Here is an 11,288-nt window from a genome sequence, read left to right on the forward strand (position 1 = left end):
TGTTACTTTATTCTCATGAAAAAATAGGTACAAAGAGATATAATTATATACAGCGTTATGTATTTTTATGCCAATTATTAGGAAGGGTTGTCTATGCATTATCCAACATATGAACATCCAGCCACCAAGGTCATCCATGTTGTTACAGATCAAACAAGTTGTCTGTGTGGAGAGGTTTATAACTCTTTTTATCAATTGACCAGAAGAGATCTTCGTAACATCAAATTCAAAGATGTAGGGACAATCAATTGCACCGAATGCCGGAATAAACTTAAAGAAGTGCAACGGGATCTGGTGAGTGTGAAATCATAGAAAAAACGCAGTTCTAGTTAAGAACTGCGTCCATCCTGTGAGTCTTCAGTTTGGTTCGATCAATCCATAACGCCCGTCCTTACGACGGTAAACAACATTTGTTGTATTTGTATCGGCATTGGTATAGACGAAGAAGCTATGACCCAGCATATTCATTTGCAGGATGGCTTCTTCACTATCCATCGGCTTCAAATCAAAACGTTTATTACGCACTACTTCTAATTCATCATCTTCTTCCTCAGGAAGCGTTTCAAAACCTGCTTCCAGGGGAGCGAACGTATCAGGAACCGTTGTAGTCGTTCTAAACTTACGATTAATTTTGGTTTTATGTTTACGGATTTGGCGCTCAAGTTTGTCGGTGATTAAATCAATCGCAGCATACATATCTGCATTCTCTTCTTCCGCACGGAGTACCAAATTAGGCATCGGAATCGTTACTTCAACTTTAGACGTTGTATTGTTAACTTTTAGATTCACCATTGCATTGGCTTCTGGTGTATTACTGAAATACTTTTCTAACTTATCAATCTTTTTCTCAACATACTCTCTTATTGCTGGAGTTACCTCAATGTTTTCACCACGAACGTTGTAATTCATAAAGTTAGTCCTCCTTTAAATAGCACTATAGGTATAATTCTACATTACCCCTTTGAAATCCTTCACAAACACTTATCAAAATTTGTCGAAATTTCAAAGCTTCCTGTCGAGAAAAGGAAGTTAATATTGATATCGCTTACAACCTTATTATATCAATAATTCCCGGAGAAAGAAAGACAGAGTTAAACTAGTAAAAGGTACAGCAGAAATAATCTGCTGTACCTTTTAAGAAATCGTGTAAGGTGTTAATTGCTCCTGTACCTCTGCCTGCCAAACGGCATAGACGGGATAAAACTGATCACGAATCAGCCTCTGTTTACCTTCACTACTATTCCAAGTCTTCTCCAGATACTCAGCTTCCTCCACAACGAGCGAAAAGCCTTGGATCACAGTAAGAAACGTAGAATGATCATAAAAATAATAAGCTAACTGATGGTTCGCTTCATCAATTTGAGCTAGACCAGCAAAAATATCGATCAGTATGAGATCATCTTCTAGCAGTGTGAACTCATCAAAACCTGCCAGAATCCGATCAAGAATGCCCCTCACGTTATAGAGTAATTCTGTGAATTCGCGAATGAACGGGTATGGAATCTCCATCATTAATTCTTCTTATCATAAAACATGCCGTCACCCATGATATTTTGATAGGGATTCACATATTTATCTGACGATTCCTTCTTCATACTAAGCTGTTTAAGATCCCGCTGGATAGCTGTTTTTTCAGCATCCATTAATCGTGTTAAGCGTTTGTTTAGAGCTACTGTGTTCCGTCCAATCACTGTATCTTCTGCAGAAAAAGGCGGAGAAATATTGGCTAACGCCTCATCGCGTTTGCTTAACAACTCATGAACCAGACCAATCGTTTCATCCCGCTTTTCTTTTGACGATTGCTCAAGAACAGCAAGCAGCTGCTCCGTTAAATCATGAAATTTTTTAACGGCTTCCATTATGCTTGTCCGCTTTGAGTAAATTGCTTCTGACGATTCAGTTGGATCGCTTCTTTCCACGTATTACGGAAATCAGTCACGAACTCCGTTACTTCATCAAGAATAGCGGAATCATTTTTTAAATTTGCTTCAATCAGCTGGCGATTCAGGTAATCGTAAAGCGCTAATAGATCTTTCGAAACCGCCACGTCCATATTCAGCGTCACCATTAATTCATGAATGATATTCTGCGCCTTCAAGAGATTATTGTTCTTTTCCTGAATATTGCCGGTCTCCATCGCTTTTTTACCAAGGGTAATAAACTTCAGACAGCCATTGTACAACATTAACGTCAAATCGCCAGGAGATGCAGTATTCACCGAGTTCTGTTGGTACGATTGGTACGGGTTAGATAAAGCCATTTTTATTATTCATCCTTTCAAGTACGATCAGCTAAAATATGAAGAAAGTGAGCTGCTCTGACTATTCGCTTTGTTAATTGCTGTTTCCATAGCCGTAAATTGCTTGTAGTAGCGAGTTTCCAGGGCCGTAAGTTTGGTTTCAAAACTCGATATTTTCTTATCGTAGCTGTTAAGCAATTTTCCGATAGTGAAAGTGTCATTTACGTCCGAAGCCTTCCCTGCTTTTGCTGAAATGTCTGTCATTGCTGTTTTCAAATCCGCTCTTAAGCGGCGAGCAAGTCCCTGATTTTCTGTTGTTGTACCCTCTTTTTGAAACAACTCATAAATGGCATTCGGATTCTCTGAAATCGCTTTACGGAGTTCTTCTTCGTTTATTACGAGTTTTCCACCTTCGTTATAGTTTTTTGTGGTAGTGATTCCAATTTGGCTTAACTGGCTGAAAGTTGATGTTCCATCCACTTTGCCATAAAGAGAAGACCTCATCTTCGTCAAGACACCATTTAACGTCGAATCATTCCGCAGTGTACCGCTCTTCGCCTTCTCATCCCACAGCTTAATGTCGCTTTCATCCATCTCTTTCCGCTGAGCTGCCGTCAAAGGCTGGTAAGCACGATACTTAGTCTCATCCGTTTTTTCCTTGATTTTGGTGATTAGTTCGTTGTATTTAGCAACGAATTTAACCACTGTATCCATGACAGCATCCACGTCGGCTGTTGAGGAGAAGGTTACTGGATCCGTTGTTTTCTGCTTAAGTGTAATTTCCACTCCGTTAATTTGGAAGGTGTTGGAAGAACGTTCGATTTCAAGGCCGTTGTATGTGAGTTTGGCATTGCCTCCGTCTTGATTTTTAAAGGTTGCATTTCCGAACATATCACCAGTTATTTTTATTTGGTTGTTACTGCCTGTTTGTTTTGCAGTAAAGGATATTTGACCAGTAGCTTCATCATAAAAAGCTGTAACATTAGATTTTGAATTTATCTTTTCTATAACACTATTTAAAGTATCAGTTTCATCATAAGTAATTGGTACCGCAGCTACTTTTCCATCTGTCCCTTTTGCCTCTATAGTAAAGGTACCTTTAGTAGTTAATTTAGCTGTTGGATCCATTTTCGCAATAGTACCTACTGATGTTGCAGCGGATGCCAATGTTTCAACATTAACCGTACCGGAAAAATCAGAAGTCGAACTTATATTTTTCACCGATATCGAATTTGGATCGGATACATTAACTGTTTTTTTAATATATGAACTTTGCTTCCCAATGCCATCAAAAATGAGAGTATCAAGTTCGAGCAATGATTTATTGATATCGCGATAGTCGTCCCGCTGCCATTCGGTAAATGTCTTCTTTTGAGTAATTGTATCGAGGGGAGCCCTTGCTGCTTGCATCATACTAGAAACTAGGGTGTCAATATCCATTCCACTTGCTAATCCGCTTATTCGTGTCATGTGATCATCTCCAGACTATATTTTTTCATCGACCATGATGCCAACAAATTCAGTCATAGCCGCATAGATATCTAACATTTTCTTAGGTGGAATCTCTCTAATTGTTTCATTCGTTGTTTGATCAACAACCTTCACATAATATTCATTGAGCTCTTCGTGATATTGAAATTGAACGGATGTGTAGCTTGGCGCAAGAAACTTATTTAACCCTTCAACCGCATCTTTTACCTGTTCTTTTTTAATGGGATGATTACTTTCATTTTGATTGTGACTAACCTTTTCAATGACATCGATCTCTCTTTGATAAAATGAACTGATTCCTTCTGAGATGGCTATTCTTTGCTGTGAGGAAAGAACGTTGGTCGTTAAACTTTCCAGCATGATTGCGCCTCCGATTGAACTCTTTATATTTTATATCGGAAACTACCCCGTTTTATTTAGAAAAAGACAGCAAAAAGCCGCACACAAAGTGTGCGACGGCATGCAATATTATCAGGTATATATATTGAGCAGCATTCCCTTAATTTCCCCAACAAGGTTAAGAACATCAAGGCCTTTTTTCTCTTTGTCGAGCACTTGATTCGTCAGGTCAATTAACTTTTTATCGACTTCTTTAACTAGTTTATACACTTTGGTCGACCCCCGCTGATTAAAACCGCGCTGTTCCTTCAGCTCTAGACCATTTTTAACGGCATCATCAAGAAAGTCCTTGACCATTTTTTTATACTTACGCAGGTTCTCGACCGATCTCATGTCAGCCAATTTCTCACCTTGCGCTTCAATCTCCGTCATTTTCTTGCTTAATCGTTCAAAAGTTACATCTGTCCGACGTTTATCCATTACTGAGGTAAAGGAAACGGAATCCTTAGCCACCTCCTCTTTAACATCCGATCTGGATAAAGAGCGATTGGTTATCCGTTGTACTTCCATCACTTCACACCTTCTTTACTTGATAAAAAGGAGAGGATACCCCTCTCCCAAATATTATTTCAATAATTGTAACACACCCTGAGGCAATTGATTCGCCTGAGCAAGCATGGATTGCGCTGCTTGATTCATGATATTATTCTTCGTGAAATTCGTCATTTCTAAGGCCATATCAAGATCGCGAATACGCGATTCAGCAGCAGTAAGGTTTTCACTCATTGTTCCAAGGTTGTCTACTGTATACTCAAGACGGTTCTGAACAGCACCAAGTCGTGCACGTTCTGAGGATACCTGCTGTATAGCTGCATCAATCTTAGTAATGGCTCCTTCAGCTTTTCCAACTGTACTTACGTCCACACCATTTAGTTTTAACCCAGTTGAACTCATGTCACCAATTTGAAGTTCAACTTTCTGACCTGAGTTTGCACCGATTTGAAAAGCAAATGAACCTCCAGTACCTCCAGTCAAGAGTTTCGAACTATTAAATTCGGTTTCTTTAGCAATCCGATCAATTTCTGCTGTAAGTTCAACCATTTCTTTTTGAATCTCTTCTCTATCCGCATTTTTATACGTACCGTTAGCTGATTGAACAGACAATTCTCGCATCCTCTGCAGGATTTCATGCGTCGAAGAAAGTGCACCCTCAGCTGTCTGAATTAACGAGATGCCATCCAGGGCATTTCTTTCCGCCATATCGAGGCCGCGTATTTGCGACCGCATTTTTTCAGATATCGCTAAACCCGCTGCATCGTCAGAAGCTCTATTGATTCGTAAGCCCGATGATAGTTTTTCCATGCTTTTAGACGTATTCGTATTGTTAATTGTTAAATTTCTGTAAGCATTCAACGCGGATATATTATGGTTGATTTTCATCTTCAGTCTCCTCAGAATTAGTATTTTCTCTCATAATATTGCTTTCGTAAGCGGACATTTTCCGAACCACAGCTGGGTTTACATTTGTTTTCATCGCTGTATTCCACGCTTGAGCGATTGGTCCAATAATTTTTAAAACATTTTCTATTAGACTGGTATCTTTCTTTCTATTAGCCAAAATAATCTGATTGGCCATATAGTTATATAAACTGTCTAACTGTTCAGCAATTGGACCAGCTTCATACTTGAGACCAATACCCAACCGCTCGACAATATCGTTTGATTTTTGGAGTTTTTGATTGGCCTCAAACAACTTATTTTCAGCAATCAAATCGCGTGCCGCTTCAAGATTAACAATCAACCCCTCATATAAAAAAGCGGTCAATTCTTGGGGTGTCTTTTTATATATCACTTCATTTGTCAGGAGTTCCATCCGTTACCTCCATATTCATTAACTATTCTATTTATCGGCAAGTCATTTCTAGTTTTAAGAAGATTTCTCCATCTCTTCTAATAAAATAAAAATTTCTGCAATGACGGCATATAACTGAGGTGGCACCCCTTCGCCGAGATCTACATCAAGCAGGTTAGCCACAAGAGACGAGTCCTCCTGTATTTGAATATCATTTTGTTTAGCCAGCTCAATAATTTTTCGCGCAACCTGACCACTTCCTTGGGCAACCATTGAAGGTGCTTTCCCCTGGGCTTCGTCATAGCGGAGCACGGCTGCACTCGGTCCGTTAACCCGTTTACGGCTGATTTGATTAAAAGATTGCTGATTCATATCGTATAATCATACCCTTTCTGTTTCAATGAATGTTGGCCACCTTGTTTTGTCTGTCCAGTTAGCTCCTTCACAATGTCAACAGTCTTAGCTGTAAATGGCTTAAACTGAATAGCGCCTGCATGATAGCCGATATCAGCTAATCTATTTAGTGATTCGACAGCTAGCGGTTCCATTCTTTCTTGAAAATTCTGTTGATCATTTTTAAACGTTAATGATAGGTTACTGTTTTGGGCATTAAGCATAATGCCCACTTCTCCCATTTTCTTTGTTTCAAGGACAAAATATAAACTACAGTTTTCCCAATCAATCGATCCACCCTGCTTTTGTGAATTAACAAAAACTTTCACATTTTCGACCTGTTTTTCCAGAAGAAAGGGAAGCTGCATGAACAACTGTTGTTGGCCTGTTGAATCATGTTTACTTAGCAGTTGCTGTCCAGTCAGGCTGGCAGCTGTCTGCTCCACCGTTCGTACTGCATCAGCCTGAAGATTATCTCCCTGCATCATTCTCAGTAATGAAGCTTTAAGATTCGTTTGCTCCTGGACTTGTTTGGATGATAATAAGTTCTGAGCCAGATCCGTTTCATGCATGAGTCCCAGTTTTTTAATGCTTTCATAAACCTGTCTCGCTCCAGGCTCTTCTCCTGGAAACGGTTTAATCGCTTGTTCAATTTGTCTTGCCAGCAAATCATTCGGCGAACTGTTTCTCATAAGAAGGCTTTGTTCAGAAACAAAATGTTTCATGCGAGCATCCGAGGGCTGAAAGATCACCTTCTCAACGCTTGCTTTAATATCTTTGACAATCGCATTGGCCTCTGGATAACGCCCCTGCTTAAGCAAGTCACGTGCCGCTGCTAACCGACTACTAGCGGTCATTAATTTCTTCTCGGTAGCCATATCGGTATATAACAAAAAGTCACTTTTTAAAATCGTGTTATCAAGCTTCGTAATCGTTGCCTCCAACGTTTGCTTAATAGCTGCAGGCTGCTGTTTGGCTTCAATCATATTGCTGATTTGACTGAGGTTTCTTGTGATTTCCTGCCGTGTTTTTTTAAAATCAATCGTCAGTTGAGATAGTTTTTTCGTAATTTCCGTAACTAAAATATTTTTAGAATCCAATCCAAGCGCTTGAACACTTTGACTTACTTGATACTGCTCAGCTTCAGACAGGGAAAGTGTATCTTTCTGTTTAAGCTCTGGATGAGCTTTCTCCAATTCTAAAAAGGCTTCAGTAAGTTCGCGACGTGCAGCGAGCTCACGGCCTTGTTCATTTAGGTTACTAGCCTTCGCTACTGCTTCTTTCATACCCGATAGGTTCAATCCATCATTGTTCTCAATAAAATTTTCCATGGATTGCAGTATTTTAGTAAATGACGGTTCCTTTTGAATCTGTTTAACGATTAATTGGGCAGCTTTCGCAAGATCATTGTTTTCTGAATCTGCGGGCTCAATTGCTTCGATTGTTTTATTCAAAGCCTGCGTCAGCTTTGCCATGGCTATTTCTTGCAGCTTTAATGCATCCTGAGCATTTTTATCCATTATTTGTTTGCCTGCTTCAAATACTTGTCCAACTTTTAGCAATTCATTTTTCAAAACAGCCAAACTCTCTGCATCCATTCCCTTTCCTTTGAGAGAAAGAATGTATTGATCAACGATCTCCTCATATCCACCTTCTTTTAAAGCTTTAATCAGCTGATTAGTTAGATCCTGCTTAGCTGCCGGTTTATATTTTTCAGAAGAGAAATCGATAGATAGATCAAAGTCGTCAATTAGCTTATTTAGTGAATCAGAAAGTGTTTGACCATGAAGCGCTTGATGAACCGCTTTTAACTGTGTAGAAATGATGGGGAGCTTTTTACTTTGCAACATTCGAATGGTTTCCAGTTTCTCATTCAAAGAACCTGGTTCAGAGGTTAGAAATTTTTGGAGTTCCAATAAAGTCTCTTTCGTCACCTGATCACCATTTTTAGTCACCTCTGCCAATGCCTGCTTCAGTTCACCATTTTTAGAAGGATCGATACCTGCTTTGGCCATTAGATCATCGACTGATTCCTCGGAAGAATCCACTTCTTGAGGTATAGAAGTCTGCTTAACATTCAACGTCCCATTCTCATTCACATCAACGATTTCCACATTTACCCGATCACTTTCAGGTAAAGCACCTTCAAACTTCACCTTAATTTCCTGACCTTTAATTACAGCGAGAACTTCTGAATCACTCAAGCGTTCCTTAATCTGCAGCGGAGTGACCATACCTTGTTTAAGTTGCGATACGCTTGAATCTGCTATCTTATTTGAATTTAAAAAGCCATTCGTATTAATTTGCATTTCTTCACATCCCGGACGTATTGTCTATAGTATTTTTATCGGTTGTGGACTTAAGATATGAAGGGGTTTTTTAGTGATACATATGGGTAAATAGAAACAATTAGAGAGTATTTCGTAGAATAGTTTATTGGAGTGGTATAAAGCTAAGTCCTCTTAATAGTTGATCTATGGACGAAGAGTCACAGTTAGTTGAAGGTTTGTAGTTTTATAATTAGTGGTAGGTAAATTTAAAAAAACAGTGACTAGTAACAGATATAATGATCCATATTTAATCAATATTGATTAAATTTATTACGCTAACCTTATGGCTTTCAATAGCTCTAATGATTTCTTAACTATGCTGTATAAAACTCAGATAATAGAGAGAGTATAATCATGTTTGATTTAAAATCAGCATGGTGATAAAGAAGTATTAAAAGGAAAAAGTAAGAAATTTAAAATATGGCTAACGAACAAATATTATGATGCTACGAAAAAAGCACTAACTAGTGATGGAATGATTCAAAAACTTGGAGTTATGGAAATGAAAGTTGCTTTTGATGAGGATGAACATCCTTTGCAGATTGAGCGGAATCAATGATTCGTCAATTTCATCCAAGTATAGCTCATTAGCTTCGTAGCTTATTTGCTCCTTTTCTACAACTAAATGAAATTCAAGTTCTAACGTTCTTACGAACCAGTCCAGTTCTTTCATCTTCTCCTCATCCTTTCAAACGTAGCCTTTTTCCTTTAGTGAAACATATCTGTCACCGCCCATGATAATGTGATCTAGGACATCAATTCCAAGAATTTTACCAGCCTCTACTAATCTCCTTGTTACTTCACAATCTTCCCTAGATGGGCTGGGGTCAAATGAGGGATGGTTATGATAAACCATTATCGATGCAGCATTGGATAGAATAGCTGGTTTGAAGCATTCCCTTGGGTGAACGATGGAAGCATTAAGACTCCCTACATGGCAGATGTTTATGTTTGTAGGCTGATTCTTCGTATCTAAACAAACAACAACAAAATATTCACGATCAGCTTCACCTAGAAATTCCTTCATCAATTGATATCCATCTTCTGGTGATTTAATTTGTCTGTTTTTATAAAGGATGCTTGACTGTTTCACCATTCTTAGGCTTACGATATTGACCCTTTTTGCAGGTTGTTTCTTCAATTCAATTCCCCCTTCCAGTAGCTCTAATTGCTTTGATTCTAATGCTTTGTAATGGTTCATATCAATTCCTCCTCAAATAGAAATAGCCCTAACTCCACAAAAGGAATTAGGGCTAATGAATTATTACTATATTAATATTATAATATATACTTATTTTTCCGTGTAATTCGGATTATCTTCAAAAGAAAGGTCCTCCTAATGGAGAACAGGATATAACTGTTTTTCTAGGAAACTGTATTCATTCTTTAACACATTCAATTCACCGCTCAGCCTCTCATTTTTAATTACAGAAAGATTATGTTCTGAAGCGTATTCATCTATCCTTTTCATTTCATGAAGCTTCACGTCCATCTCATCCAAGATACGAACATCATCCTCAGTCCTTTTAAGCTGTTGTTCGAGGAATTTCTTCTGGTCTTGTTGGTCTTGTTCCATCTAGTTTCCTCCTGTCAAACAGCTTTTTTACTACTATTTGAAAAAAGAGACCTGGCATAACTAGAGTCCCTTTCAAGAAACCTAAGATTAACGTAATAATTGACGAACGCGTTGTGGCTGTTGGTTAGCTGGAGCCAACATAGCTTCAGCAGCTTGAGAAGAAATCGAGTTCTTAGTTTGGTTCATGATTCCATTAGCCATGTCTAAGTGCCAGATACGAATCTCAATCTACCGTTAAGTTCTCAGCACATTTAACTAAGTTGTTAGAGTAGCATTATCTATATGTTTATTATTTACCCATAACATGTTTATTAACTTTTCTAGCTAGTACTTCCATTGATCCATTATACCTACGTGATGTTCTATAATCCAAAATTTCAAACCCTTTAGATTTTAGTAATTTTGACAATGAATCATATGAAAAATAATTAATATGTTCTATTACTTTCCACATTGGATCGTCTTCCTTAACAATTCTAGAAAAAGCACTATTGAAGTTGGGTGTTGATATCCAAACTATGCCTTGTTCCACTAGAATTCCATTAAGCTTCTCAATGGCTATAACAGGATTAGTAAGATGTTCTAATACGTCACCCATACATATAACATCATATTCCTCTTTTATATCAATATCCAAAAAGTCTACGCAATTGATTTCTATTTCTAGTAAATCCGAAACATTTTTGGCCAAACTTTTTCTAATATCAATACCCGTTACGTTATAACCGTGTTCAAGAGCTACTGCTAACATTTCACCTGAACCAATTCCAATCTCCATAAAATTACTACCCTTTGTATATTGTTTTATTCTATTTATTATTTCGTCATTCAAATGAATCAGATTTAAATTCGGGCTTCTTTCATAAACTGAAGATGAATTATTTAATAGATTTGATATTTCTAATGGAATATTATTCGCGAAAATATGTTCACATACTTCACAATACATCCATAATCTTACTGGATTAAACCCATTAACAAAATCAATACTCGTAACTGCGTTATATACAGAATATACCTTTGTCTTCTTTTTCACAAAGAGGACATTTCTTAATATCAGCTTCCTTT

Annotated in this window: 15 protein-coding genes and 1 pseudogene; all 16 read right to left on the reverse strand. The window is 38.0% G+C overall.

Going from position 1 to position 11,288, the window contains the following annotated elements; all coding sequences use genetic code 11:
- Nucleotides 1-357: 357 nt before the first annotated feature.
- Nucleotides 358-909 carry a ribosome hibernation-promoting factor, HPF/YfiA family gene (gene hpf, locus WYK_RS21250; RefSeq protein WP_040376437.1) on the reverse strand — a complete coding sequence of 184 codons (552 nt, stop codon included), beginning with the start codon at nucleotides 907-909 and terminating at the stop codon, nucleotides 358-360.
- 225 nt (nucleotides 910-1,134) lie between these two features.
- Nucleotides 1,135-1,512 carry a hypothetical protein gene (locus tag WYK_RS23555; protein ID WP_152526529.1) on the reverse strand — a complete coding sequence of 126 codons (378 nt, stop codon included), beginning with the start codon at nucleotides 1,510-1,512 and terminating at the stop codon, nucleotides 1,135-1,137.
- Nucleotides 1,512-1,859: a flagellar protein FliT gene (locus tag WYK_RS21260; RefSeq protein ID WP_040376438.1), complete on the reverse strand. Its 348-nt coding sequence runs from the start codon at nucleotides 1,857-1,859 to the stop codon at nucleotides 1,512-1,514. The genes WYK_RS23555 and WYK_RS21260 overlap by 1 nt, the downstream gene beginning before the upstream one ends.
- Nucleotides 1,859-2,260 carry a flagellar export chaperone FliS gene (gene fliS / locus WYK_RS21265; protein WP_040376439.1) on the reverse strand — a complete coding sequence of 134 codons (402 nt, stop codon included), beginning with the start codon at nucleotides 2,258-2,260 and terminating at the stop codon, nucleotides 1,859-1,861. The genes WYK_RS21260 and fliS (WYK_RS21265) overlap by 1 nt, the downstream gene beginning before the upstream one ends.
- Before the next feature lie 27 nt (nucleotides 2,261-2,287).
- A complete protein-coding gene (locus WYK_RS21270; protein ID WP_040376440.1) occupies nucleotides 2,288-3,709 on the reverse strand; it encodes a flagellar hook-associated protein 2 in 1,422 nt (473 codons plus the stop codon).
- A gap of 15 nt (nucleotides 3,710-3,724) precedes the next feature.
- On the reverse strand, nucleotides 3,725-4,090 hold the full coding sequence (flaG, locus tag WYK_RS21275; protein ID WP_051387823.1) for a flagellar protein FlaG: 366 nt from the start codon (nucleotides 4,088-4,090) through the stop codon (nucleotides 3,725-3,727).
- 111 nt (nucleotides 4,091-4,201) lie between these two features.
- Entirely contained in the window at nucleotides 4,202-4,639 is a 438-nt protein-coding gene (locus tag WYK_RS21280; protein WP_040376442.1) for a YaaR family protein, read from the reverse strand.
- A 54-nt stretch (nucleotides 4,640-4,693) separates the two neighbouring features.
- Nucleotides 4,694-5,509, reverse strand: a complete 816-nt coding sequence (locus tag WYK_RS21285; RefSeq protein ID WP_040376443.1) for a flagellin N-terminal helical domain-containing protein — start codon at nucleotides 5,507-5,509, stop codon at nucleotides 4,694-4,696.
- Nucleotides 5,493-5,942, reverse strand: a complete 450-nt coding sequence (gene fliS / locus WYK_RS21290) for a flagellar export chaperone FliS (RefSeq protein WP_040376444.1) — start codon at nucleotides 5,940-5,942, stop codon at nucleotides 5,493-5,495. The genes WYK_RS21285 and fliS (WYK_RS21290) overlap by 17 nt, the downstream gene beginning before the upstream one ends.
- A gap of 54 nt (nucleotides 5,943-5,996) precedes the next feature.
- Nucleotides 5,997-6,293: an EscU/YscU/HrcU family type III secretion system export apparatus switch protein gene (locus WYK_RS21295; RefSeq protein ID WP_040376445.1), complete on the reverse strand. Its 297-nt coding sequence runs from the start codon at nucleotides 6,291-6,293 to the stop codon at nucleotides 5,997-5,999.
- Nucleotides 6,290-8,623, reverse strand: coding sequence for a hypothetical protein (locus tag WYK_RS21300; RefSeq protein ID WP_040376446.1), 2,334 nt, complete (start codon nucleotides 8,621-8,623; stop codon nucleotides 6,290-6,292). Before WYK_RS21300 ends, WYK_RS21295 begins: the two co-directional genes overlap by 4 nt.
- A gap of 481 nt (nucleotides 8,624-9,104) precedes the next feature.
- Complete coding sequence (locus WYK_RS21305; RefSeq protein WP_040376447.1) at nucleotides 9,105-9,317, reverse strand: hypothetical protein; 213 nt, start codon at nucleotides 9,315-9,317, stop codon at nucleotides 9,105-9,107.
- 15 nt (nucleotides 9,318-9,332) lie between these two features.
- Entirely contained in the window at nucleotides 9,333-9,845 is a 513-nt protein-coding gene (locus WYK_RS21310; protein WP_040376448.1) for a JAB domain-containing protein, read from the reverse strand.
- 135 nt (nucleotides 9,846-9,980) lie between these two features.
- Complete coding sequence (locus WYK_RS21315) at nucleotides 9,981-10,220, reverse strand: hypothetical protein (protein ID WP_040376449.1); 240 nt, start codon at nucleotides 10,218-10,220, stop codon at nucleotides 9,981-9,983.
- Nucleotides 10,221-10,307: 87 nt separating this feature from the next.
- A pseudogene (locus tag WYK_RS24285) lies at nucleotides 10,308-10,485 on the reverse strand (flagellin); the annotation flags it as partial.
- A gap of 24 nt (nucleotides 10,486-10,509) precedes the next feature.
- The coding region (locus tag WYK_RS21320) for a class I SAM-dependent methyltransferase (RefSeq protein WP_235782580.1) at nucleotides 10,510-11,288 on the reverse strand (779 nt) is incomplete at its 5' end.

This window comes from Peribacillus psychrosaccharolyticus ATCC 23296 (genome assembly GCF_000305495.1).
Classification (GTDB): Bacteria; Bacillota; Bacilli; order Bacillales; family DSM-1321; genus Peribacillus; species Peribacillus psychrosaccharolyticus.

Bases quoted from the DNA above. Each gene is read 5' to 3' on its own strand.
- WYK_RS21280 (WP_040376442.1), bottom strand. From the start codon at position 4,639: ATGGAAGTACAACGGATAACCAATCGCTCTTTATCCAGATCGGATGTT.
- WYK_RS21305 (WP_040376447.1), bottom strand. From the start codon at position 9,317: ATGAAAGAACTGGACTGGTTCGTAAGAACGTTAGAACTTGAATTTCAT.
- WYK_RS21315 (WP_040376449.1), bottom strand. From the start codon at position 10,220: ATGGAACAAGACCAACAAGACCAGAAGAAATTCCTCGAACAACAGCTT.
- flaG (WP_051387823.1), bottom strand. From the start codon at position 4,090: ATGCTGGAAAGTTTAACGACCAACGTTCTTTCCTCACAGCAAAGAATA.
- WYK_RS21270 (WP_040376440.1), bottom strand. From the start codon at position 3,709: ATGACACGAATAAGCGGATTAGCAAGTGGAATGGATATTGACACCCTA.
- fliS (WP_040376444.1), bottom strand. From the start codon at position 5,942: ATGGAACTCCTGACAAATGAAGTGATATATAAAAAGACACCCCAAGAA.
- WYK_RS21285 (WP_040376443.1), bottom strand. From the start codon at position 5,509: ATGAAAATCAACCATAATATATCCGCGTTGAATGCTTACAGAAATTTA.
- WYK_RS21310 (WP_040376448.1), bottom strand. From the start codon at position 9,845: ATGAACCATTACAAAGCATTAGAATCAAAGCAATTAGAGCTACTGGAA.
- fliS (WP_040376439.1), bottom strand. From the start codon at position 2,260: ATGGCTTTATCTAACCCGTACCAATCGTACCAACAGAACTCGGTGAAT.
- WYK_RS21300 (WP_040376446.1), bottom strand. From the start codon at position 8,623: ATGCAAATTAATACGAATGGCTTTTTAAATTCAAATAAGATAGCAGAT.
- WYK_RS21260 (WP_040376438.1), bottom strand. From the start codon at position 1,859: ATGGAAGCCGTTAAAAAATTTCATGATTTAACGGAGCAGCTGCTTGCT.
- hpf (WP_040376437.1), bottom strand. From the start codon at position 909: ATGAATTACAACGTTCGTGGTGAAAACATTGAGGTAACTCCAGCAATA.
- WYK_RS23555 (WP_152526529.1), bottom strand. From the start codon at position 1,512: ATGATGGAGATTCCATACCCGTTCATTCGCGAATTCACAGAATTACTC.
- WYK_RS21295 (WP_040376445.1), bottom strand. From the start codon at position 6,293: ATGAATCAGCAATCTTTTAATCAAATCAGCCGTAAACGGGTTAACGGA.